Source organism: Gordonia desulfuricans NBRC 100010 (assembly GCF_001485495.1).
GTDB classification, from domain to species: domain Bacteria; phylum Actinomycetota; class Actinomycetes; order Mycobacteriales; family Mycobacteriaceae; genus Gordonia; species Gordonia desulfuricans.
Genome location: NZ_BCNF01000090.1, coordinates 1 through 23018, shown reverse-complemented (window position 1 = coordinate 23018; position 23018 = coordinate 1). Strand labels below are relative to the sequence as shown.

Annotated in this window: 19 protein-coding genes and 1 pseudogene; 18 read left to right on the top strand and 2 right to left on the bottom strand. The window is 69.3% G+C overall.

What is annotated here, in order from left to right; all coding sequences use genetic code 11:
- The first annotated feature begins 89 nt into the window (after positions 1-89).
- From alaS to aroB, 8 genes are all read left to right on the top strand, one after another.
- Positions 90-2780, top strand: a complete 2691-nt coding sequence (alaS, locus tag GD1_RS15070; protein WP_059037908.1) for an alanine--tRNA ligase — start codon at positions 90-92, stop codon at positions 2778-2780.
- Positions 2780-3211: a Holliday junction resolvase RuvX gene (gene ruvX, locus GD1_RS15065; RefSeq protein WP_059037905.1), complete on the top strand. Its 432-nt coding sequence runs from the start codon at positions 2780-2782 to the stop codon at positions 3209-3211. The genes alaS and ruvX overlap by 1 nt, the downstream gene beginning before the upstream one ends.
- A gap of 208 nt (positions 3212-3419) precedes the next feature.
- Complete coding sequence (mltG, locus tag GD1_RS15060) at positions 3420-5465, top strand: endolytic transglycosylase MltG (protein ID WP_238403893.1); 2046 nt, start codon at positions 3420-3422, stop codon at positions 5463-5465.
- A gap of 2 nt (positions 5466-5467) precedes the next feature.
- Positions 5468-6358 (top strand): shikimate dehydrogenase, encoded by an 891-nt coding sequence (locus tag GD1_RS15055; RefSeq protein WP_157079495.1) that lies wholly within the window; start codon positions 5468-5470, stop codon positions 6356-6358.
- A gap of 678 nt (positions 6359-7036) precedes the next feature.
- Positions 7037-7444 carry a prepilin peptidase gene (locus tag GD1_RS15045; RefSeq protein ID WP_244882756.1) on the top strand — a complete coding sequence of 136 codons (408 nt, stop codon included), beginning with the start codon at positions 7037-7039 and terminating at the stop codon, positions 7442-7444.
- Between the two features lie 32 nt (positions 7445-7476).
- The gene (aroC, locus tag GD1_RS15040; protein WP_053776545.1) at positions 7477-8685 is read left to right on the top strand and encodes a chorismate synthase; all 1209 of its coding nucleotides are present in this window, start codon (positions 7477-7479) and stop codon (positions 8683-8685) included.
- 38 nt (positions 8686-8723) lie between these two features.
- A complete protein-coding gene (locus GD1_RS15035) occupies positions 8724-9263 on the top strand; it encodes a shikimate kinase (protein ID WP_082365746.1) in 540 nt (179 codons plus the stop codon).
- Positions 9260-10384, top strand: coding sequence for a 3-dehydroquinate synthase (gene aroB, locus GD1_RS15030; protein WP_059037898.1), 1125 nt, complete (start codon positions 9260-9262; stop codon positions 10382-10384). The genes GD1_RS15035 and aroB overlap by 4 nt, the downstream gene beginning before the upstream one ends.
- A gap of 101 nt (positions 10385-10485) precedes the next feature.
- On the opposite strand, the gene GD1_RS15025 is transcribed toward aroB, so the two are convergent.
- On the bottom strand, positions 10486-10983 hold the full coding sequence (locus GD1_RS15025) for a B-4DMT family transporter (RefSeq protein ID WP_053776476.1): 498 nt from the start codon (positions 10981-10983) through the stop codon (positions 10486-10488).
- A 110-nt stretch (positions 10984-11093) separates the two neighbouring features.
- Here GD1_RS15025 and GD1_RS15020 point away from each other — a divergent pair, with 110 nt between their 5' ends.
- From GD1_RS15020 to pyrF, 10 genes are all read left to right on the top strand, one after another.
- A complete protein-coding gene (locus GD1_RS15020) occupies positions 11094-12206 on the top strand; it encodes a M24 family metallopeptidase (RefSeq protein WP_059037896.1) in 1113 nt (370 codons plus the stop codon).
- 39 nt (positions 12207-12245) lie between these two features.
- Positions 12246-12809: an elongation factor P gene (gene efp, locus GD1_RS15015; RefSeq protein ID WP_020791585.1), complete on the top strand. Its 564-nt coding sequence runs from the start codon at positions 12246-12248 to the stop codon at positions 12807-12809.
- A 14-nt stretch (positions 12810-12823) separates the two neighbouring features.
- A complete protein-coding gene (gene nusB / locus GD1_RS15010) occupies positions 12824-13294 on the top strand; it encodes a transcription antitermination factor NusB (protein WP_053776478.1) in 471 nt (156 codons plus the stop codon).
- Between the two features lie 89 nt (positions 13295-13383).
- On the top strand, positions 13384-13983 hold the full coding sequence (pyrR, locus tag GD1_RS15005; RefSeq protein WP_053776479.1) for a bifunctional pyr operon transcriptional regulator/uracil phosphoribosyltransferase PyrR: 600 nt from the start codon (positions 13384-13386) through the stop codon (positions 13981-13983).
- Entirely contained in the window at positions 13983-14933 is a 951-nt protein-coding gene (locus GD1_RS15000; RefSeq protein ID WP_059037894.1) for an aspartate carbamoyltransferase catalytic subunit, read from the top strand. Before pyrR ends, GD1_RS15000 begins: the two co-directional genes overlap by 1 nt.
- A complete protein-coding gene (locus GD1_RS14995) occupies positions 14930-16270 on the top strand; it encodes a dihydroorotase (RefSeq protein WP_053776480.1) in 1341 nt (446 codons plus the stop codon). The genes GD1_RS15000 and GD1_RS14995 overlap by 4 nt, the downstream gene beginning before the upstream one ends.
- Positions 16267-16830 (top strand): PH-like domain-containing protein, encoded by a 564-nt coding sequence (locus tag GD1_RS14990; protein WP_020793549.1) that lies wholly within the window; start codon positions 16267-16269, stop codon positions 16828-16830. The genes GD1_RS14995 and GD1_RS14990 overlap by 4 nt, the downstream gene beginning before the upstream one ends.
- Positions 16827-17996 carry a glutamine-hydrolyzing carbamoyl-phosphate synthase small subunit gene (carA, locus tag GD1_RS14985; protein ID WP_059037892.1) on the top strand — a complete coding sequence of 390 codons (1170 nt, stop codon included), beginning with the start codon at positions 16827-16829 and terminating at the stop codon, positions 17994-17996. The genes GD1_RS14990 and carA overlap by 4 nt, the downstream gene beginning before the upstream one ends.
- Positions 17996-21331, top strand: a complete 3336-nt coding sequence (carB, locus tag GD1_RS14980) for a carbamoyl-phosphate synthase large subunit (RefSeq protein WP_059037890.1) — start codon at positions 17996-17998, stop codon at positions 21329-21331. The genes carA and carB overlap by 1 nt, the downstream gene beginning before the upstream one ends.
- Positions 21328-22146 (top strand): orotidine-5'-phosphate decarboxylase, encoded by an 819-nt coding sequence (gene pyrF / locus GD1_RS14975; protein ID WP_059037888.1) that lies wholly within the window; start codon positions 21328-21330, stop codon positions 22144-22146. The genes carB and pyrF overlap by 4 nt, the downstream gene beginning before the upstream one ends.
- A gap of 583 nt (positions 22147-22729) precedes the next feature.
- On the opposite strand, the pseudogene GD1_RS25035 reads toward pyrF, so the two are convergent.
- Positions 22730-23018 (bottom strand): annotated as a pseudogene (locus tag GD1_RS25035) (hypothetical protein); the annotation flags it as partial.

Genomic DNA, 23018 nt, shown 5'->3' with positions numbered 1-23018 from the left:
GGTCGCCGGGTGCCCCGGCGGTAGTCTGGAGTGTCGCAGTGGCAGACCACCGATACCGATACCGAATTCTCACCGAGGACGACAACGTAGTGCAGACGCATGACATCCGGAAGCGGTTTCTGGATCACTTCATCAAGGCCGGACACCTCGAGGTCCCCAGCGCATCACTGATCCTCGATGACCCCAACCTGCTGTTCGTCAACGCCGGCATGGTGCCGTTCAAGCCGTTCTTCCTGGGCGAGCAGACCCCGCCGTCGCCGCGCGCCACGAGCGTCCAGAAATGTGTGCGCACCCTCGACATCGACGAGGTCGGCATCACCACCCGCCACAACACCTTCTTCCAGATGGCGGGCAACTTCTCCTTCGGTGACTACTTCAAGCGGGAGGCCATCGGCTTCGCGTGGTCGTTGCTGACCAACAGCGTCGCCGACGGCGGCTACGGCATCGATCCGCAGAAGCTGTGGCCGACGGTCTATCTCGACGACGACGAGGCCGAGAGCATCTGGCGTGACGAGATCGGTGTACCCGCCGAGCGCATCCAGCGACGCGGCCTCAAGGACAACTACTGGTCGATGGGCGTGCCCGGGCCGTGCGGTCCGTGTTCGGAGATCTTCTACGACCGTGGCCCCGAGTACGGCGTCGAGGGCGGCCCGGAGGCCGACGAGGACCGCTACATCGAGATCTGGAATCTCGTGTTCATGCAGAACGTCCGCGGGCCCGGCGGCGGCAAGGAGGGCTACGAGATCCTCGGCCCGCTGCCCAAGAAGAACATCGACACCGGCATGGGTATCGAGCGTGTCGCCTGCCTGCTGCAGGGCGTCGACAACGTCTACGAGACCGACCTGCTCAAGCCGATCATCGACCTCGCCGCCGAGGTCACCGGCCGCAGCTACGGTGCGGGTGTCCACGACGACGACGTGAAGTTCCGCGTCATCGCCGACCACACCCGGACCGCGGCGATGCTGATCGGCGACGGCGTGCTGCCGGGTAACGACGGCCGCGGCTACGTCCTGCGTCGACTGCTGCGTCGTGTGGTGCGCTCGGCACGTCTGCTGGCCGGCACCGGCAGCGGACCCACCGGCGCCGACTCGGCGATGGGGCAGTTCATCGGCAAGGCGATCGACCTGATGGCCCCGTCGTATCCGGAACTCGCCGAGCAGCGCGAGCACATCCTGACCGTCGCCGAGGGCGAGGAGAACTCGTTCGGCAAGACCCTCGAGGCCGGGTCCAAGCTGTTCGCCGACGCCGCCGCGGCGACCAAGGCGGCCAGCAGGTCCACACTGTCGGGCACCGACGCGTTCACCCTGCACGACACCTACGGCTTCCCGATCGACCTGACCCTGGAGATGGCGTCGGAGGCCGGACTGAAGGTCGACGAGGCCGGGTTCACCGAGCTCATGAACGAGCAGAAGGCCCGCGCCAAGGCCGACGCCACCGCGCGCAAGACCGGCCACGCCGACGCCGGGGTGTACCGGGAGTTCCTCGACCGCGGACCCACCCTGTTCACCGGCTACGACGAGCTGGTCTCCGAGGCCAAGGTGCTCGGCCTGGTCTCCGACGGGCAGCGCATCACCAGCGCCGCCCCCGGCCAGGAACTCACCGTGATCCTCGACCGCACCCCGCTGTATGCGGAGTCGGGCGGTCAGATGGCCGACACCGGCACCATCACCACCGGTGACGGCGTCAAGCTGTCGGTGACCGACGTCCAGCGTGTCGGCAAGTCGGTCTGGCTGCACAAGGTGGTCGTCGACGAGGGCGAGATCGCCGAGGGCGACGAGGTGCTCGCCGCGGTCGACCGGTCCTGGCGGCACGGCGCCACCCAGGGCCACTCGGGCACCCACATGGTGCATGCCGCGCTGCGGCAGGTGCTCGGCCCCGGCGCCACCCAGGCCGGTTCGCTGAACCGGCCTGGTTACCTGCGTTTCGACTTCCATTCCGGCAAGGCGTTGTCGGAGGCCCAGCGTCGCGAGATCGAGGAGATCTCCAACACCGCGGTCGAGGCGAACTACACGGTCAACACCTTCGAGACCGGTCTCACCGAGGCCAAGGCGATGGGTGCGCTGGCGCTGTTCGGCGAGAACTACGGCGACCAGGTGCGCGTCGTCGAGATCGGTGGTCCGTTCTCGATGGAGCTGTGCGGTGGCACCCACGTCGCGTCGTCGGCGCAGATCGGTCCGGTGACCCTGATCGGTGAGTCGTCGGTCGGTTCCGGTGTCCGTCGTGTCGAGGCCTACGTCGGGATGGACTCGTTCCGCTACCTGTCCAAGGAACGCGCCCTGCTCGCCGGGCTGGCGTCGTCGCTGAAGGTGCCCTCCGAAGAGGTCCCCGGACGTGTCGAACAGCTCGTGACGCGTCTGCGTGACGCCGAGAAGCAGCTCGAGAGGATCCGTGCCGAGGCCGCCCGCGCCGCCGCATCCGGTCTGCTCGACACCGCCACCACGGTCGGCGACACCCTCCTCGTGCAGGGCACACTGGCCGGCCTCGACGCCAACGGCCTGCGTTCGGTGGCCGGTGACCTGCGCGGCAAGGTCGCCGACCGGGCCGCGGTGGTCGCCCTGTTCTCGCAGACCGGCGAGGGCGAGGAGACCAAGGTGCCGTTCGTGATCGCCACCACCGATGCCGCCCGTGCAGGCGGACTCAAGGCCGGCGACATCGTCAAGGAGATCGCCCCGCTGGTGGGCGGTCGCGGCGGCGGCAAGCCCGACCTCGCACAGGGATCGGGGACCGAGCCGGCCGGCCTGGACGCCGCGGTGCGGCGGATTCGCGAGCTGCTCGCCTGATGGCATCGGAGCGAGGGCGACGCCTCGGGATCGACGTCGGCAGTGTCCGCGTCGGGGTCGCGGTGTGCGATCCCGACGGCATCCTGGCCACGCCGGTGGAGACGGTCCGTCGGGACATCGGCGGCGGCACCGACATCGCCCGGATCGCCGAGCTGGTGGCCGAGTACGAGGCCATCGGTGTGGTGATCGGTCTGCCCAAGACGCTGCGCAACACCGACGGTCCGGCCGTCGAGGCGGCCCGCGGGTTCGGCGACACGCTGGCCCCGGTGATCGATCCGGTCGCCATCGAGTACGCCGACGAGCGTCTGACCACGGTGACCGCAGCGCAGGCGTTGCGGGCCAGTGGCCGTTCGGCGAAGTCGTCGCGTGGTGTGATCGATCAGGCCGCCGCGGTCGCTATTCTGCAGGGATGGCTGGACGCGCGTCGATGATCTCGCGCGCCGTGAAGAGGGGCCGTCCGGTCGGGATCTCCGACCGGGTCGGCCACACAGTGGTGCACAGGTCGTGCACGTACCGAGCGGCGGCCGGGAGCAGTCCTGCGCCGACGCCTCCGGGGGACCAGGGAAGGGATCATCCGCGGTGACCGACGATCGTCATCGGAACCGGCATCGGGAGCATCCCGGGAACGCCGATGGGGGAATGGACCCGGATCGACTGCGGTATTTCACGCAGCCGCAGGGGGAGCGTCCCAGCACCCGGCACCGCCGGCGTCGTGCCGACGGTGGGACGGGCGGATTCCCGGCGTCGCCGCCGGCGGACACACGGCCCGCCGATCCCGGCACCCGTGCCGAGTCCACGCCGCCGGCCGCGCCCGTCGCCCGGGTCGCACCCGTCGCCGACAGCCCACCGCAATCGATGCGCAGCCGTGGCGTCCGGGCCCCGGCTCCCGTCGAGACCACCGCACCGGTCGAGACCACCGCACCGGTGGAGACGACAGCACCGGTGGAGACCGTTCCGGCGGTACCCACCGAGTCGTTCCAACACGACCACAACCCCACCGCAGCCACGATCGATCCGAGTGCCCTCGAGACCACTGCCGTCGACACCACCGCTGTCGACATCACCACTGCCGTCGACACCACCGCTGTCGACATCACCGCCGTCGAGACCACCGACACCGTCGAGACGGTCGAGCCGGAATGGCCCACCGAGCCCGTCATCGGGACTCCGGCGGTGGAATCGGAATGGAGCGAGGCGGCCTGGCGCGCCGACGCCGACCGTCGTTCCGGCGTCGCCCCGGGAGCACTGGTCGCCGCCGCCGACCCCACCCGGACGACCGACCGTCGCGACCTCGGAGCATCGGGCTATGGGAACTCGGGCCATGGAGACTCGGGCTACGGGGACTCGGGATACAGGGAACCGGGGTACGGGACCACCGCGTTCGACACCCCTGATCACGATGCACCCGACATCGATGCCCCCGACCACGACGCCCCCGAATACGACGCCGGCGGCTTCGACACGATCGACGACGAGGATCGCGCGCTCGCCACCCTCGACGACGACATCATCGACCATCCCGAGCGGACCCCGGCAGCCGAACGTCGTCGCCGACGCCGCCGGATCGGCATGATCATCGCCGCCTCCGTGCTGGTCGTGATCGTGGTGACGGTCGGTCTGATCGGCGCCAACATGGCCGGTCTGTTCGATTCCCGCAAGGACTTCACCAACGCCGCGGGCACCTCCGACGTGCTCGTGCACATCCCCGACAACTCGTCGATCAAGCAGATCGGGACCATCCTCACCGACGACGACGTGGTCGGCAGCACCCGTGCGTTCATCGACGCCGCCGACGGCGCCGCACTTCCCGGTGGCTACTACAAGCTGCGCACCGAGATCCCCGCCAAGACCGCGGTACAGATGATCAGCGACCCGGACTCCACCCATCGGGTGGGCCGGATCGTGGTACCGGCCGGTCTGCAGCTGGACTCCAAGAAGCTGCCCGACGGCACCACCACATCAGGGATCTTCCAGATGATCTCCAATCAGACCGCCGTCCAGATCAACGGTGACCGGATCGGCGTCAGTGTCGAGCAGCTGCAGCAGGCGGCCGCCGATGCGAGCGTCACCGAACTCGGGATCCCGGAGTGGGCGCAGAGCGCGGTCACCGGTCTGGCCGGCGATCATCGTCGGATCGAGGGTCTGATCGCACCGGGCACCTGGGAGTCGATCGATCCGCATCAGTCCGCCACCGCGATCCTCAAGTACCTGATCACCGAGAGCGCCCACCGTTACGAGCAGTGGGGGCTGTTGACCAACAACCAGTCGAGTCTGACGCCGTATCAGACGATGGTCGCCGCGTCACTGGTGCAGGGCGAGGTCAACCAGCCCGCCGACTACGCCAAGGTGGCCCGGGTGATTCTCAACCGGCTGGCGAAAGGCCAAGAGCTGCAGTTCGATTCGACAGCCAACTACACCGCCGCGGTGACCGACATCGACGTGCACTCCGACGACCTCAAGGCCGACACCCCGTGGAACACCTACGTCCACAAGGGACTGCCGCCGACCCCGATCGGGGCGGTCGACGAGCAGGCGCTCGAGGCGATGGAGCATCCGGCGGACGGGGACTGGCTGTATTTCGTGACCGTCGACGCGAAGGGGACCACCCTGTTCACCGCCGATTTCGACCAGCATCGCCGCAACATCTCCAAGGCGTGCGCCAACAAGTTCATCACGTGCCGGTGACCATGGGCATCGATCGACGTCTGCCGCTGGGCCCGCCGCCGCTCGTCGAACCGTTCGGCGGGCGCTATGCGCGCCGCGCCGCCGTCCTGGGTCTGCCGGTATCGCATTCGCGGTCGCCGGATCTGCACCTGGCCGCCTACCGGGCGCTGGGTCTGCACGACTGGACCTACGTGCGCCGGGAGTGCAGCGCCGACGCACTGCCCGGCCTGGTCGACGATGCCGGAGCCGACTACGTCGGGTTCTCGGTGACCATGCCCGGCAAGCTCGCCGCACTCGCCCACGCCGACATCCGGACCGAACGCGCCGTCCTGGTGGGTTCGGCCAACACCTTGGTGCGTACCGCCGACGGATGGCGCGCCGACTGCACCGACATCGACGGCATGATCGGCGCACTCGCCGAACTCGGCGTCGACACCGGCACCGTCGGATCACCGCTGCCGTCCTCGGCGGTCGTGGTCGGTGCCGGTGGCACCGCACTGCCGACGGTCGCCGCCCTGGCCGCCGCCGGGATCACCACATTGACCGTCGTCGCCCGCGACGCCGGTCGCGCCACCTCGGTACTGGAGCTGGCCGACCGGCTCGGCATGCGCGCCGAGGTGGTGCCGTTCACCGATACCCCGGTGTTGCGGAACCGGTGTGCGGAGTCCGCGGCCACCGTGTCGACGGTCCCCGGCGACGGCACCGCGGTGCTGATCGATGCGCTGGCGAGAGCGCCGCGCGTCGTGGACGTCATCTACAACCCGTGGCCGACACCGCTGGCCGCCGCGGTCATCGCCGCAGGCGGCCGAGTGGTCGGCGGATTGGTGATGCTCCTGCACCAGGCCTTCAGCCAGGTGGAACAGTTCACCGGCTTCCCCGCACCCCGAGAGGCCATGGCCGCCGCCGTTGCGTAACGGGCACCGTGTGGCCGGGCGCGCCGCTGTGGGTGAGTTGCGCTGTTGTGGGTGGTTGAGCAGGTCGTCGTCGCGATGGCGACGCCGGCCGGCTGTCGAAACCTCTGTTGGGTCGCGATGGGTGGTGACCGTGTGGGGGTGGTTGCGTGGTGTGTTCGGGTTGCGGGGATTTCGACTCGCCTTGTCGCTGCGCTCCTCGGCGGCTCAATCATCGTGTGGGGTGCGCTGCTGTGGGTGAGTTGCGTTGTTGTGGGTGGTTGAGCAGGTCGTCGTCGCGATAGCGACGCCGGCCGGCTGTCGAAACCTCTGTTGGGTCGCGATGGGTGGTGGCCGCTTGGGGGTGGTTGCGTGGTGTGTTCGGGTTGCGGGGATTTCGACTCGCCTTGTCGCTGCGCTCCTCGGCGGCTCAATCATCGTGTGGTTGTGCCGCTGTGGGTGGTTCGATCGTCGCGTGGGGTGCGCTGTTGTGGGTGGTGTGATCGCCGGGTGAGTTGCGCTGTTGTGGGTGGTTGAGCAGGTCGCCGTCGCGATAGCGACGCCGGCCGTCCGTCGAAACCTCTGTCACGATCCGCTGGAACGCACGCACATCGCCCGACCGCCGATCCACAGAACCGCCGACGTCCACATCGGTCGCGGCGGCGGAACCACGGCGGGCAGCAACTCGTCGACACTGACCGGGTGACCGTCATCGCGCTCGCCGTCATCGCAGGGTGGCTGGCCCTGATCGCCGACACCGACCGCCGGAACGTGACCATCCCCAACCGGCTCGTCGTCCCCGGCGTGCTCGCGGTGATGGTGGGTGCCCTCGTCCACCCGATGGCCGCGGCCGGCGCGCTGATCGCGGCCCTGCCGTACACCGTCGCCTTCACCGCGCGACTGTCCGGCGGCGGCGACGTGAAACTGGCCGTGGTGCTCGGCGGCCTGCTCGCCGACACCGCGTCGACGTTGCTGATGGTGTTCCTCGCACAGGTCCTGCACCTGCTGGCGCATCTGGCCGCGCGGTCCCCAGGTGTGCGCCGACCGCACGCCCCGGCACTGGTCGCGGCGTGGGTGACGGTGGTGATCCCGGCGGCCGTGTTCGGCTAGGGCGGGAGCTGTTCGCGGCCGGGATCGCGTGCATGGAAGAATCGACCATTGTGTTGCGCTGGATAACCGCCGGAGAGTCTCATGGCCCGGCACTCGTGGCGATCGTCGAGGGAATGGTCGCCGGAGTCGAGATCACGTCGTCGGACATCGCCGAGCAGCTGGCCCGCCGCCGGCTCGGCTACGGCCGAGGTGCGCGAATGAAGTTCGAGGCCGACAAGGTCACCGTCATCGGCGGGCTGCGTCATGGCCTGACGCTGGGCGGGCCGGTCGCCATCGAGATCGGGAACACCGAGTGGCCCAAGTGGGAGACGGTCATGGCCGCCGACCCGGTGGATCCCGAGGTCCTCGCCGGGAGCGCCCGCAATGCGCCGCTGACCCGGCCGCGCCCGGGACATGCCGACTACTCGGGCATGCTCAAGTACGGCTTCGACGACGCCCGTCCGATCCTCGAGCGCGCCAGCGCCCGGGAGACCGCGGCCCGGGTGGCCGCCGGTACCGTCGCCAAGGCGCTGCTGCGTCAGGTGTTCGGCATCGACGTGTTCTCCCATGTGATCTCGATCGGGGCGAGCACCCCGTACGACGGGCCGACCCCGCAGTTCACCGACCTAGAGGCGATCGACGCCAGCCCGGTGCGCGCCTACGGCAAGGACGCCGAGGCCGAGATGATCGGTGAGATCGAGGCCGCCAAGAAGGACGGGGACACCCTCGGCGGTGTGGTCGAGGTGGTCGCCACCGGTGTGCCGGTCGGTCTCGGGTCGCACGTCAGCGGTGAGACCCGCCTCGATGCCCGGCTGGCCGCCGCGCTGATGGGAATCCAGGCGATCAAGGGTGTCGAGGTGGGCGACGGCTTCCAGACCGCCCGCCGCCGCGGCAGCGCCGCCCACGACGAGATGGTCCCCGGACCCGACGGTGTGCTGCGCTCGACCAACCGGGCCGGTGGCCTCGAGGGCGGCATGACCAACGGCGAGAGCCTGCGGGTGCGTGCGGCGATGAAGCCGATCTCGACGGTGCCGCGCGCGCTGTCCACGGTCGACATGAGCACCGGCGAGCAGGCCAGCGCGATCCACCAGCGGTCGGATGTGTGCGCGGTCCCGGCGGCGGGTGTGGTCGCCGAGGCGATGGTGGCGCTCGTGGTGGCCCAGGCCGCGCTGGAGAAGTTCGGTGGCGACTCGGTCACCGAGACCGCCGACAACCTGCAGGCCTACCTCAAGCGCATCGAGTCGCGCCCGCCGCAGCCGTGATCATCGTCGGACGCCCCGCGGTGGTCCTGATCGGGTTCATGGGTGCGGGCAAGTCGACGGTCGGGCGGGTCCTCGCAGGTCTGATCGGGGTGGACTTCATCGACACCGACACCGAGATCGAACGCCGTGAGGGCCGCACCATCCCGGAGATCTTCACCGCGGAGGGTGCTGCGCGGTTCCGCGAAATCGAGCGGGACGTGGTGACCGACGTGCTGGCCACCCACCGTGGTGTGGTGGCACTCGGCGGGGGAGCGGTCACCACCCCGGCGGTCGCCGAGGCCCTCGACGGGCACCGTGTGGTGCACCTGCGGATCGGTCCCGAGGCCGGGTTCGCGCGGGTCGCCGGAACCGATCGCCCGATGCTGGCCACCGACGACCCGGCCGCCCGCTACCGCGAGCTGCTCGCCGAGCGTGCCGAGACCTACCGCGATGTCGCGACCATCGAGGTGGATGCCGGTGCCGGGGACGCGGAGACCGTCGCCGACCTGATCCTCGCCGAGATCGCCCAGAACAACACCGTCTCCGGGGACGGCACCCGCCGCCCCGCCGACAGCCGTGTGAACGAGAGGACCGCATGAGCGAGCAGACCGCAGAAGCCGAGCCGGTACGCATCCGGGTCGCCACCGCTTCCCCGTACGACGTGATCATCGGCCGGGGACTGCTCGGCGAGCTCGCCGACGCTGCCGCCGGTGCCGACCACATCGCCATCCTGTATCAGCCGACCCTCACCGCGACTGCCGAACAGATTCGGGAGTTCTTGTCGGAGAAGGGTTTCGACGCGCACCGTATCGAGATCCCGGACGCCGAGGCGGGTAAGGACCTCTCGGTCGCGGCGTTCTGCTGGGAGGTGTGCGGCCGGATCGGCCTCAAGCGCAACGACAAGATCATCTCGCTGGGTGGCGGCGCGGCCACCGACCTCGCCGGCTTCGTCGCGGCCACCTGGATGCGCGGCATCGGCGTCATCCATGTCCCGACCACCCTGCTCGCGATGGTCGACGCCGCGGTCGGCGGCAAGACCGGCATCAACACCGACGCCGGCAAGAACCTGGTGGGGTCGTTCCACGAGCCCGACGCCGTGCTGATCGACATCGCCACCCTCGAGACCGTCCCCCGCAACGAGGTGATCGCCGGACTCGCCGAGGTGATCAAGACCGGTTTCATCGCCGACCCGGTGATCCTCGACATGATCGAGGCCGACCCGGCCGCCGCGACCGATCCCACCGGTCCGGTGCTGCCGGAGCTGATCCGCCGCTCGGTGCAGGTCAAGGCCGATGTGGTGGCCGCCGACCTCAAGGAGTCGTCGCTGCGGGAGATCCTCAACTACGGTCACACCCTCGGCCACGCGATCGAGCGTCGCGAGCGGTACCGCTGGCGTCACGGCGCCGCCGTCTCGGTGGGCCTGGTGTTCGCCGCCGAGCTGGCCCGTCTGGCGGGCCGTCTCGACGACGCCACCGCCGACCGTCACGCCGCGATCCTGAAGCTGGTCGGCCTGCCCACCACCTACGACGCCGATGCGCTCGGCGATCTGATGAAGGGTATGGCCGGCGACAAGAAGAACCGCTCCGGCGTGCTGCGCTTCGTCGTCCTCGACGGTCTGGCCAACCCGGGCCGTCTCGAGGGGCCCGACCCGTCGCTGATCGCCGCCGCATACTCGGCGGTCGCCGCCGACACCGCGCCGAACGGCACCACCCTGCTCTGACCGGATCGCCCCCGGGCGTCCCGACAACGAAGAACCGCCGCGTCCCGATGATCGGGATGCGGCGGTTCTCGGTTGGGCCGAAGTGGGCGGAGCGGACGGGCTCAGGAGGCGCTGATCTCCTCGGTCCGGGCCTCGTGCACCGACCAGTCGGAGGTGTCGGGCTCGTTCTTGCGCTGGTCGCGACGGACCAGGAAGCGGCCCACCGCGGCACCGACGAAGGCGGGCACGAAGATCAGCAGGGCGGTGAACGAACCGCCGGCGAACAGTTCCACCGCGAAGTTCGCCTGGCCGATGCCGGCGAACCAGAACGTCCCGATCGCCCACGAGACCACGCCGGCCACCACACCTGCGAACACGCCGGCCTTGAGCCAGCGCACGGTGAGGTCCTGGTAGTCGTCGGGGTCGGGGTTGGCCCGCGCATCGGCGATACCGTCCACGCCGCCCCACAGCAGGGCGATCAGCACGACGACGGCGACCACCACGGTCTTCCATGTCGTCGAGTGCAGCGGGGAATGGATCACGGCGACGCCGAGCAGGACGCGGGCGAGCACGTGTACGACGGTCATCACGCCGCCACGAAGCAACCACGAAGAAGCCATGGCGGACAGCGTACTAGACAGTAAGTCCCGTCAAGTGCTCTCGACCACACTTTCTGTCCCCGGGTGGCCGAGCACCACCTCGGCGGGGGTGGAGTCGTAGCCTGGATCCGATGAGCACCACTGCACCGCCGGCCACCGCCGCCCGTCGTGAACGGTTGCGCGAACTGCTGCGTTCGGCCGAGACCCCCGTCGACGCGCTGATCGTCTCCGATCTGGTCAACCTGCGCTATCTGACCGGGTTCACCGGGTCCAACGGGGCGCTGCTGGTCTCGGCCGGCGGTCCCGACGCCGACCGCATCTGCACCGACGGCCGCTACACCACCCAGGTCGGCGCGCAGGCCGGTGACCTGGTCGCGGTGATCGCCCGCGACACCCCGGCCGCCCTGCTCGAGGTGGCCGTGCGCGCCGGGGCGCGTCGGATCGGCTTCGAGGCCGACACGCTGACCGTCGCCGCACATCGGGGCCTGAGTGCCGGCCTCGACGCCACCACCGAACTCGTCGCCACATCGGGGCTGGTCCTGGGCCTGCGTGCGGTCAAGGACGCGGGGGAGATCGCCCTGCTGCGCCGGGCATGTGCGATCGGTGACGAGGCGCTCGCCGCGATCATCGCCGGCGGGGTGATCCGCGCCGGCGCCACCGAACGTGCCGTCGCCCGCGCCCTGGAATGGGAGATGTACGCCCGCGGCGCCGACGCCATCGCCTTCGAGACGATCGTCGCCGCCGGGGCCCACTCGGCCATCCCGCACCATCGGCCCACCGACGCCGTCCTCGCCGACGGCGACCTGGTCAAGATCGATTTCGGGGCGGTGTTCGGCGGCTACCACTCCGACATGACCCGCACCTATGTGTTGCATCACGCCCAGGACTGGCAGCGTGAGATCTACGACCTCGTGGCGACCGCGCAGGCCGCCGGGCGCGCCGCCCTGACTCCGGGCGCCGACCTGCGGGCGGTCGACGCCGCAGCCCGCGACGTGATCGATGCCGCCGGTCACGGCGAGCACTACGTGCACGGTCTCGGGCACGGTGTGGGACTCGAGATCCACGAAGCGCCGGGAATCGGCAAACTTGCTGCGGGTACACTGCCATGCGGCGCAGCGGTGACCGTGGAACCCGGCGTCTACCTCCCGGGACGAGGTGGCGTCAGGATCGAGGACACGCTCGTCGTCACCGACGGCGAACCGGACCTGCTGACCGCCACCGACAAGGCATTCACCGTCATCTGACGGTCACTCTTCGACGTAGAGGGAAAAGGGAAACACCATATGGCGACCACCGCCGACTTCAAGAACGGCCTCGTGCTGCGCATGGACGACCAGCTCTGGCAGATCCAGGAGTTCCAGCACGTCAAGCCCGGCAAGGGCCCGGCCTTCGTGCGGACCAAGATCAAGAACATCCTGAGCGGCAAGATCGTCGACAAGACCTTCAACGCCGGCATCAAGGTGGAGACCGCGACCGTCGACCGTCGCGACATGACCTTCCTGTACAACGACGGCACCGACTACGTGTTCATGGACGCGCAGGACTACGAGCAGTTCTCGATCCCGCCGGCCACCGTCGGTGACGGCGCCCGCTTCCTGCTGGAGAACATGACCGTGCAGGTGTCGCTGAACGAGGGCAACCCGCTGTTCGTCGAGCTCCCGGTGACGGTCGAGCTGATCGTCGAGCACACCGATCCCGGCCTGCAGGGCGACCGCTCCACCGGTGGCACCAAGCCCGCCAAGATGGAGACCGGTGCCGAGATCCAGGTGCCCCTGTTCATCAACACCGGCGACAAGCTCAAGGTCGACTCGCGCGACGGCAGCTACCTCGGCCGCGTCAACAGCTGATCACCGCTCGTATCGTGAAGAAACCCGGAACCCGGCACAAGGCGCGGCGTCGCGCCGTGGACCTGCTGTTCGAGGCCGAGGCCAAGCAGGTCAGCCCCGCCGACCTCGTCGCCGAGCGCCGTGTACTGGTCCACACCGATGAGAGTGTCGGCCAGATCCATCCCTACACCGCCCGCGTGATCGACGGCCTCGTGGCCGATCAGGCGCAGATCGACGCCGTCGTGTCGTCGCACCTGCGCGGGTGGACCCTCGAACGGCTTCCCGCGGTGGACCGGGCGATCCTGCGCCTGGCCACCTGGGAACTGTTCAACGCCACGGACGTCGATCCGGTCGTGATCGTCGACGAGGCGGTCGAGTTGGCCAAGGAGTTGTCCACCGACGAGTCACCGTCGTTCGTCAATGGCGTACTCGGCCGGATCGCCGATCTCGCACCGCAGGTGCGGTCGGCGGCCGCGGTCGAGCTGCCCGGCGACGCCGAGGACTGACACTCTGCGCCGCCGGCCGGCGGTGTAAAGTGTCGCGGAGACAGACGTCCTTTAACGATCCGTCCGGTGAGGCGGAGAAGGAGGTCGGCGTGGTCACGCCCACCACAGGGTCACAACCCAACAGGCGCGTCCTGCTCGATGCCGGCGATGTAGCCCGGACCATCGCGCGGGTCGCGCATCAGGTGATCGAGAAGAACGCTCTCGACGCCCCCGACGCACCGCGCGTCATCATCATCGGAATCCCCACTCGCGGAACCACTCTGGCGGACCGTCTGGCCGCAAAGGTCAGCGAGTTCGCAGGCCGCGACATCCCGGTCGGCTACCTCGACATCACGCTCTACCGTGACGATCTGCGGGCCAAGCCGCACCGCCCGCTCGAACGCACCGTGGTCCCGGCCGGCGGTGTCGACCACGCGATCGTGGTGCTCGCCGACGACGTCCTGTACTCGGGGCGCACGGTGCGCGCGGCACTCGACGCACTGCGTGACCTGGGGCGCCCGGCGGCGGTGCAGCTGGCCGTGCTGATCGACCGCGGCCATCGCGAATTGCCTTTGCGCGCAGACTATGTCGGCAAGAACATCCCCACCTCCCGCGACGAGAGCGTCTCGGTGCACCTCGTCGAGCACGACGGGGTGGACGAGGTGGTCCTGTCCGGCCCGGTGACCGAGGCGGCGGGGGAGGAGAACTGATGCGGCACCTGCTGTCCACCCAGGATCTCTCCGCCGACGCCGCCACCGAATTGCTCGACGAGGCAGAACGTTTCGAGCAGGCCCTGGCCGGTCGCGAGGTGCGCAAGCTGCCCACCCTGCGTGGCCGCACGGTGATGACGGTCTTCTACGAGAACTCCACCCGCACCCGGGTGTCGTTCGAGGTGGCCGGCAAATGGATGAGTGCCGACGTGATCAACGTGTCGGCGTCGAGTTCGTCGGTCGGCAAGGGGGAGTCGCTGCGCGACACCGCCAAGACCTTGCGCGCGGCCGGTGCCGATGCGCTGATCGTGCGGCACCCGGCGTCGGGTGCGGCCCACCAGATCGCCGCCTGGACCACCGAGGCCGACGGCAGCGGCCCGGCGGTGATCAACGCCGGCGACGGCACCCACGAGCACCCCACCCAGGCGCTGCTGGACGCGCTGACGCTGCGTCAGCGGCTCGGTGGCCTCTCCGGTCGTCGGATCGCGCTGGTCGGCGACGTCCTGCACTCGCGGGTCGCCCGGTCCAACGCCCACCTGCTGGCCACCCTCGGTGCCGAGGTGGTGCTCGTCGCACCGCCCACACTGCTGCCGGTCGGGGTGGAACAGTGGCCGGTCACCGTCTCCGGCGACCTCGACGCCGAACTCGCCGCCGTCGACGCGGTGATGATGCTGCGGGTGCAGGCCGAACGCATGAACGGCGGGTTCTTCCCGAGCTCCCGCGAGTACTCGGTGCGCTTCGGGCTCAACGAGCGCCGCCTCGCCCTGCTCGACGACAAGGCCGTGGTGCTGCACCCCGGACCGATGCTGCGCGGCATGGAGATCGGGTTCTCGGTCGCCGACGCCCCGCAGGCCACCGTCGTCGACCAGGTCCGCAACGGTGTACACGTCCGCATGGCGGTGCTCTTCCGCCTGCTCGTCGGCACCGAACAGACAGGAGACTCACTGTGAGCGCCCACGCCGGAACCGCCGATGCCACCGGAAGTGCCCGGTCCGGATCGGTTGTCCTGCATCAGGTCAGGCCCTACGGCGAGGGTGACCCCGTCGACGTCGTGGTCACCGACGGGCAGATCACCGAGATCGGCGCCACGGTCACCGTCCCGGCCGGCGCCGAGGAGATCGACGGCAACGGCGGCATCCTGCTGCCCGGCTTCGTCGACATGCACACCCACCTGCGTGAACCCGGCCGCGAGGACACCGAGACCATCCGATCCGGCTCGCGTGCCGCCGCGCTCGGCGGCTACACCGCGGTGTTCGCGATGGCCAACACCAACCCGGTCGCCGACAACTCGACCATCACCGACAACGTCTGGCGCACCGGCCGCGAGGTCGGCCTGGTCGACGTCCACCCGGTGGGTGCGGTCACCGTCGGCCTCAAGGGCGAGCAGCTCGCCGAGATGGGCATGATGGCCGCCGGGGTCGGCAACGTGCGGATGTTCAGCGACGACGGCAAATGCGTGCACGATCCGCTGATCATGCGGCGCGCACTGGAATATGCGAAGGGCCTCGGCGTCCTGATCGCCCAGCACGCCGAGGAGCCGCGGCTGACCGTCGGCGCGATCGCCCACGAGGGACCCACGGCGGCGCGCCTGGGCCTGGCCGGCTGGCCGCGTGCCGCCGAGGAGTCGATCGTGGTGCGCGATGCGCTGCTGGCCCGCGATGCCGGTGCCCGCGTGCACATCTGCCATGCCTCCACCGAGGGCACCGTCGAACTGCTCCGCTGGGCCAAGGACCAGGGCATCTCGGTGACCGCCGAGGTCACCCCGCATCACCTGCTGCTCACCGACGCCCGCCTGGAGGGCTACGACCCGATCAACAAGGTCAACCCGCCGCTGCGTGAGGAACGCGACACCCTCGCGCTGCGTCAGGCGCTGGCCGACGGCATCGTCGACTGCGTCGCCACCGACCATGCCCCGCACGCCTCGCAGGAGAAGTGCTGCGAGTTCTCGGCCGCCAAACCCGGCATGCTGGGCCTGCAGACGGCCCTGCCGATCGTGGTGCAGACCCTGGTGGAGCCGGGACTGCTGGACTGGCGCGGCGTGGCCCGGGTGATGAGCGAGCGGCCCGCCCAGATCGTCGGGCTCACCGACCAGGGCCGGCCCATCGCGGTCGGCGAGCCGGGCAACCTGACCGTCGTCGACCCGGACACCCCCTGGGTGGTCCACGGTGACGAGCTGGCCAGCCTGTCGTCGAACACGCCGTACGAGGCGATGTCGATGCCCGCCACGATCACCGCCACGGTGCTGCGCGGGGTGGTCACCGCCGCCGGCGGGCAGGCACGGGCATGAACGACATGTGGTTCGACCTGATCATCGTGATCGCGGTGCTCGCCTTGTGGCTGGTGCTGATCTCCCTGGTCCTGCGCGGTTGGCGCAATCGTGGCCGACGACAGGTCGACGCGGTCGGCGAGCTCCCCGTGGTGCCCGATGATCCGGGACCGGTCACGCTGGGCCCCGACACCGGGATGTACCTCGGTGCGACCTTCGCGCCGAGCTGGCAGAACCGGGTCGCCGTGGGCGACTACGGCGACCGTGCGGCGTCGTCGATCGGTCTGCACGCGAGCGGCATCCTGGTCGAACGCGACGGGGCGAGCGCGGTCTGGATTCCGCGGGAGTCGATCACCGCGGTGCGCACCGAACGCGGCCACGCCGGCAAGGTGATGACCGCCGACGGTGTGCTCGTGATCCGCTGGGCACTGCCCAACGGGACCGAGCTCGACACCGGGTTCCGCGCCGACGACAAGTCCATCTACCCCGGCTGGGTCGCCGAGTTCGATCCCGACGGCGGGCGTGACAGCTCCGCGCCCGAGTCCACCCAGCCCGATATCGAACAGAGGAAAGATCAATGACCCCAGCGGTTCTGGTGCTCGAGAACGGGCAGGTGTTCACCGGCCGGGCATTCGGTGCCGTCGGTGAGACCCTCGGCGAGGCGGTCTTCTGCACCGCCATGACCGGCTATCAGGAGACCCTCACCGATCCCAGCTATCACCGGCAGATCGTGGTGGCGACCGCCCCGCAGATCGGCAACACCGGCTGGAACGACGAGGACGGCGAGTCCACCGGCAGCGCGGGCAGCCAGGGCGTCGACGGCGACTCGGGCAAGATCTGGGTCGCCGGATACGCCGTGCGCAACCCCACCCGCCGCGTCTCCAACTGGCGTGCCACCACCTCCCTCGAGGACGAGCTGGTGCGTCAGGGCATCGTCGGGATCTCCGGCATCGACACCCGCACCGCGGTGCGGGTACTGCGCGACCACGGCTCGATGCGCGCCGGGGTGTTCTCCGGTGCCGCCCTCGCCGACACCGACGAGCTGCTCGCCCGGGTCCGCAACCAGCCGTCGATGAAGGGCGCCGACCTCGCCGGTGAGGTCACCACCGACACCGGCTACCTGGTGGAACCGGCGGCCGAGACCCGCTTCCGGGTGGCCGCCATCGACCTGGGTATCAAGACCAACACCCCGCGCATGTTCGCCGAGCGCGGCGTCGCGGTGCAGGTGCTGCCGTCCACGGCGACCTTCGAGCAGATCCGCGACCTCGGCGTCGACGGTGTGTTCCTGTCGAACGGCCCCGGCGACCCGGCCACCGCCGACACCGCGGTGGCACTGACCCGCGAGGTGCTGGGTGCGGACCTGCCGTTGTTCGGGATCTGCTTCGGCAACCAGATCCTGGGCCGGGCGCTCGGTCGCGGCACCTACAAGATGACCTTCGGACACCGCGGCATCAACATCCCGGTGATCGACCACGCCACCGGCAAGGTGTCGATCACCGCACAGAACCACGGCTTCGCGCTCGAGGGCGAGGCCGGCGAGGAATTCGACACCGACTTCGGGCGGGCCCGGGTCAGCCATGTCTGCGCCAACGACGGCACCGTCGAGGGTGTGGAGCTGGCCTCCGGCCGCGCGTTCTCGGTGCAGTATCACCCCGAGGCGGCCGCCGGACCCCACGACGCCGCGTACCTGTTCGACACATTCGTCACCCTGCTCGAGGGTGACCGCGCACGAGGAGCGAGGGCCTGATGCCGCGCCGCACAGATCTGTCCCACGTCCTGGTCATCGGTTCCGGTCCGATCGTGATCGGCCAGGCCTGCGAGTTCGACTACTCCGGCACCCAGGCATGCCGCGTCCTCAAGGCCGAGGGCCTGCGGGTGAGCCTGGTCAACTCCAACCCGGCCACGATAATGACCGACCCGGAGTTCGCCGACGCCACCTACATCGAGCCGATCACCGCCGAATACATCGAGAAGGTGATCGAGGCCGAGCGCGACGCCGGCCACCCGATCGACGCCGTGCTGGCCACCCTCGGTGGGCAGACCGCACTCAATGCCGCTGTGGCACTGCATGATCGCGGTTCGCTGGAGAAGTACGGGATCGAGCTGATCGGCGCCGACTTCGACGCCATCCAGCGCGGTGAGGACCGCCAGAAGTTCAAGGACATCGTCGCCGAGGTCGGTGGCGAGAGTGCCCGGTCGGCCGTCTGCCACACCATGGAAGAGGTCCGCGCGACCGTCGCCGAACTCGGCTACCCCGTCGTGGTGCGGCCGTCGTTCACCATGGGCGGGCTCGGCTCGGGTATGGCCTATGACGAGACCGACCTGGAGCGGATCGCCGGTGGCGGCCTGGCCGCGTCGCCGACCGCCAACGTCCTGATCGAGGAGTCCATCCTCGGCTGGAAGGAATACGAGCTCGAGCTGATGCGCGACCACCGCGACAACGTCGTGGTGATCTGCTCCATCGAGAACGTCGACCCGGTCGGTGTGCACACCGGCGACTCGGTGACCGTCGCCCCGGCGATGACCCTCACCGACCGCGAGTACCAGAAGATGCGTGATCTCTCGATCGCCATCCTGCGTCAGGTCGGTGTCGACACCGGCGGCTGCAACATCCAGTTCGCGCAGGACCCGAGCGACGGACGCCTGGTGGTCATCGAGATGAATCCGCGTGTGTCGCGGTCGTCGGCGCTCGCCTCGAAGGCCACCGGCTTCCCGATCGCCAAGATCGCCGCGAAGCTGGCCATCGGCTACAGCCTCGACGAGATCACCAACGACATCACCGAGGAGACGCCGGCCTGCTTCGAGCCGACCCTCGACTACGTCGTGGTGAAGGCGCCGCGGTTCGCGTTCGAGAAGTTCCCCGGCGCCGACGACACCCTGACCACCACGATGAAGTCGGTCGGCGAGGCGATGAGCCTGGGCCGCAGCTTCGCCGAGGCCCTCGGCAAGGTGATGCGGTCGCTGGAGACCAAGGCCGCCGGGTTCTGGACCGAACCGCACCGCCCCGATCCGGCGACGCTGGATCTCGACGCGCTGCTCGAGTCGCTCAAGACCCCCAAGGACGGCCGGCTGTACGGGCTGATGCTGGCCTTCGACGCCGGTGCCACCATCGAGCAGGTCTACGAGGCCACCGCCATCGACCCGTGGTTCCTGGCCGAGATCGCCGGGATCGGCGCGCTGGGCAACGAGATCCGCGACGCCGACGAGCTCACCGTCGAGCTGCTGCGAGAGGCCAAGTCGACCGGCTTCTCCGACCGCCAGATCGCCGCGCTGCGCAGTGAGTTCGCCGACCAGGACGCGGTGCGCGCGCGCCGTCACGAGCTCGGTGTGCGGCCGGTGTACAAGACCGTTGACACCTGCGCGGCCGAGTTCGAGGCCAAGACGCCGTACCACTACTCGACCTACGAGCTCGATCCCGCCGCCACCAGTGAGATCGCCCCGCAGACCGAGCGGCCCAAGGTGCTCATCCTCGGTTCGGGTCCCAACCGGATCGGTCAGGGCATCGAGTTCGACTACTCGTGTGTGCACGCCGCGCTCACCCTGAGCGAGGCCGGGTACGAGACCGTGATGGTCAACTGCAACCCGGAGACCGTGTCGACCGACTACGACACCGCCGACCGCCTCTACTTCGAGCCGCTGACCTTCGAGGACGTCCTCGAGGTCTACCACGCGGAATCGCAGTCGGGCACCGTCGCGGGTGTGATCGTGCAGCTCGGCGGCCAGACCCCGCTGAGCCTGGCGCACCGTCTCGAGGCCGCCGGGGTACCGATCGTCGGCACCAGCCCCAAGGCCATCGACCTCGCCGAGGACCGTGGCGAGTTCGGCAAGGTGCTCACCGCCGCCGGCCTGCCCGCCCCCGCGTTCGGTACGGCGACCAGTTTCGAGGAGGCCCGCGACACCGCGGCCCGCATCGGTTACCCGGTGCTGGTGCGTCCGTCGTATGTCCTCGGCGGTCGTGGCATGGAGATCGTGTACGACGAGAAGTCGCTGGCCGACTACATCACTCGCGCCACCGAGCTCACCCCCGACCATCCGGTGCTGGTGGACCGCTTCCTGGAGGATGCGGTCGAGATCGACGTCGACGCCCTGTGTGACGGCACCGAGGTGTACATCGGCGGGATCATGGAGCACATCGAGGAGGCCGGTATCCACTCCGGCGACTCCGCGTGTGCGCTGCCGCCGGTGACCCTGGGCCGTGCGGATCTGGAGATGGTGCGCAAGTCCACCGAGGCCCTCGCTAAGGGGATCGGGGTGCGTGGTCTGCTCAACGTGCAGTACGCGCTCAAGGACGACGTCCTCTATGTGCTCGAGGCCAATCCGCGGGCGAGCCGCACCGTGCCGTTCGTGTCCAAGACCACCGCGGTGCAGCTGGCCAAGGCGTGTGCCCGCGTCATGCTCGGCACCTCCATCGCCGAGCTGCGTGAGCAGTCGATCCTGCCTGCCACCGGTGACGGCGCGACCATGCCGACCTCGTCGGCCGTCGCGGTCAAGGAGGCGGTGCTGCCGTTCAACCGGTTCCGTCGCCATGACGGCACCGGCATCGACTCGCTGCTGAGCCCGGAGATGAAGTCCACCGGCGAGGTCATGGGCATCGACGCCGACTTCGGGCGTGCCTTCGCCAAGTCGCAGACCGCGGCCTACGGGTCGCTGCCCACCGAGGGTGCAGTGTTCGTGTCGGTGGCCAACAAGGACAAGCGGGCCCTGCTGTTCCCGGTCAAGCATCTCGCCGACCTCGGGTTCACCATCCTCGCCACCGAGGGCACCGCCGATGTGTTGCGGCGCAACGGGGTCGAGTGCACCACGGTGCGCAAGCACTTCGAGGCCAAGCCGGGAGAGAAGACCGTCATCGACGCGATCCGTGCGCACGAGATCGCGATGGTCATCAACACCCCGTTCGGCCAGTCCGGGCCACGCGTCGACGGTTACGAGATCCGTAGTGCCGCAGTGTCGGTCGGCATCCCGTGCATCACCACGGTGCAGGGTGCCAGCGCTGCGGTGCAGGGTATCGAGGCCGCACGCAACGAGCAGATGGGTGTCGAGTCCATCCAGCGTCGCCATGCCGCACTGGTGAACGAACGATGACCGGGTTCGGGGACCGCTACCGCGCGTCGGTGGACGCGCGGGGCCGGCTGTGTGCCGGCATCGACCCGCACACCGAACTCCTCGAGGCCTGGGGGCTGTCGGTGGATGCCGACGGCCTGGGCCGGTTCGCCGACATCTGCATCGAAGCGCTCGGTCCCGCCGCCGCGGTGATCAAGCCGCAGGTCGCGTTCTTCGAGGCGTTCGGTTCGGCCGGGTTCGCGGTCCTCGAACGGGTCATCACCGGCTGCCGGGAGGCCGGTGCGCTGGTCCTCGCCGACGCCAAGCGTGGCGACATCGGTTCCACCATGGCCGCCTATGCGCAGTCGTGGCTGGGTGAGTCGTCGCCGTTGGTGTCCGATGCGGTGACGGTGTCGCCGTACCTCGGATTCGGTTCCCTCGCACCGGCTGTCGACGCCGCCCGGGCCGGCGGTCGGGGAGTGTTCGTGCTCGCCCGCACCTCCAATCCGGAGGGCGCGCAGGTGCAGCTCGCCGATGCCGACGGCCGCACCGTCGGCCAGCGCATCGTCGACGACGCCGCCGCCGTGAACGCCGACGGCTCGGCAACCGTCGGCGTGGTGGTCGGCGCGACCCGCGCCCACGGGCTGGATCTGAGCGCATTGCGCGGTCCGATCCTCTCGCCGGGGCTCGGTGCGCAGGGGGCCACCGCAGCGGACCTTCCCGAGGTCTTCGCCGACGCCGACTCGTCGTGGCTGCTGCCCGCGAGTTCGCGCGGCGTACTGCGAGCCGGTCCCGACGTCGCCGCCGTGCGCGCTGCCTTCGAGCAGGCCCGCGACGAGATCGAGTCGGCGCTGTAGCCATGATGTGGTGGTTGAGCCGCGCTCCGCGTCGGCTCAACGATCCACGGCCGCAGCCACATTCGGTGGTTGAGCTGGGACCGAGCGTAGCGAGGACCCGTGTCGAAACCTCGTGAGTCGACGATGTCGGCACCCACCCACGGCGGCAACATGTTTGACAGAGCCCCATGATTTGGTGGTTGAGCCGGGACCGAGCGTAGCGAGGACCCGAGTCGAAACCCGGTGAGTCGACGATGTCGGTGACCACCTCGAAGTGAACGGCACCCGCGCAACACTCCGCGTCAGCTCAACCATCAATGGCCGCACCACGATTTGGTGGTTGAGCCGGGACCGAGCATCGCGAGGACCCGAGTCGAAACCCGGCGAGTCGACGGTGTCGGTGAGTACCTCGAACCTGGTGGTTGCGTTCCGAGCTCGGCCGGCGGGGGTTTCGACACGACTTGTCGCTACGCTCCGCATCGGCTCAACCATCAACGGCGGCAACATGATTGATAGAGCACCACTGTTGGTGGTTGAGCCGGGACCGAGCGTAGCGAGGACCCGTGTCGAAACCCGGTGAGTCGGCGGTGTCGGTGACCGCGGTTCATAGTCCGGCTGATTTCATCGCCGCCCGGAATGCGTGGGCGTGGGGTGTGTCTGCGGTGAACAGTCCGGGCGTGATCACGTCGAACACGTTGATCCGGTTGAGGGTGAATCCGGCACGTTCGAGTGGGGTACGGCCGTGGATTTCGGCGCGTACCTGTTCGAGGTTGGTGAAATAGTTGTGTGCCACATCGGGTAATCGGTTGATGAGGCGTTCGGTGGGTGGGGCGCCGGGTTCGGCGTTGTGTTGCCACCAGGTTCGGCCTTCGTCGGGTCCGGACTCGATCTTT

Excerpts from the sequence above, each read along its gene's own strand:
- ruvX (WP_059037905.1), top strand. The coding sequence starts at position 2,780 with ATGGCATCGGAGCGAGGGCGACGCCTCGGGATCGACGTCGGCAGTGTC.
- mltG (WP_238403893.1), top strand. The coding sequence starts at position 3,420 with ATGGACCCGGATCGACTGCGGTATTTCACGCAGCCGCAGGGGGAGCGT.
- GD1_RS15055 (WP_157079495.1), top strand. The coding sequence starts at position 5,468 with ATGGGCATCGATCGACGTCTGCCGCTGGGCCCGCCGCCGCTCGTCGAA.
- aroC (WP_053776545.1), top strand. The coding sequence starts at position 7,477 with ATGGAAGAATCGACCATTGTGTTGCGCTGGATAACCGCCGGAGAGTCT.
- GD1_RS15035 (WP_082365746.1), top strand. The coding sequence starts at position 8,724 with ATGGGTGCGGGCAAGTCGACGGTCGGGCGGGTCCTCGCAGGTCTGATC.
- aroB (WP_059037898.1), top strand. The coding sequence starts at position 9,260 with ATGAGCGAGCAGACCGCAGAAGCCGAGCCGGTACGCATCCGGGTCGCC.
- GD1_RS15025 (WP_053776476.1), bottom strand. The coding sequence starts at position 10,983 with ATGGCTTCTTCGTGGTTGCTTCGTGGCGGCGTGATGACCGTCGTACAC.
- GD1_RS15020 (WP_059037896.1), top strand. The coding sequence starts at position 11,094 with ATGAGCACCACTGCACCGCCGGCCACCGCCGCCCGTCGTGAACGGTTG.
- efp (WP_020791585.1), top strand. The coding sequence starts at position 12,246 with ATGGCGACCACCGCCGACTTCAAGAACGGCCTCGTGCTGCGCATGGAC.
- GD1_RS15000 (WP_059037894.1), top strand. The coding sequence starts at position 13,983 with ATGCGGCACCTGCTGTCCACCCAGGATCTCTCCGCCGACGCCGCCACC.
- GD1_RS14990 (WP_020793549.1), top strand. The coding sequence starts at position 16,267 with ATGAACGACATGTGGTTCGACCTGATCATCGTGATCGCGGTGCTCGCC.
- carA (WP_059037892.1), top strand. The coding sequence starts at position 16,827 with ATGACCCCAGCGGTTCTGGTGCTCGAGAACGGGCAGGTGTTCACCGGC.
- carB (WP_059037890.1), top strand. The coding sequence starts at position 17,996 with ATGCCGCGCCGCACAGATCTGTCCCACGTCCTGGTCATCGGTTCCGGT.
- pyrF (WP_059037888.1), top strand. The coding sequence starts at position 21,328 with ATGACCGGGTTCGGGGACCGCTACCGCGCGTCGGTGGACGCGCGGGGC.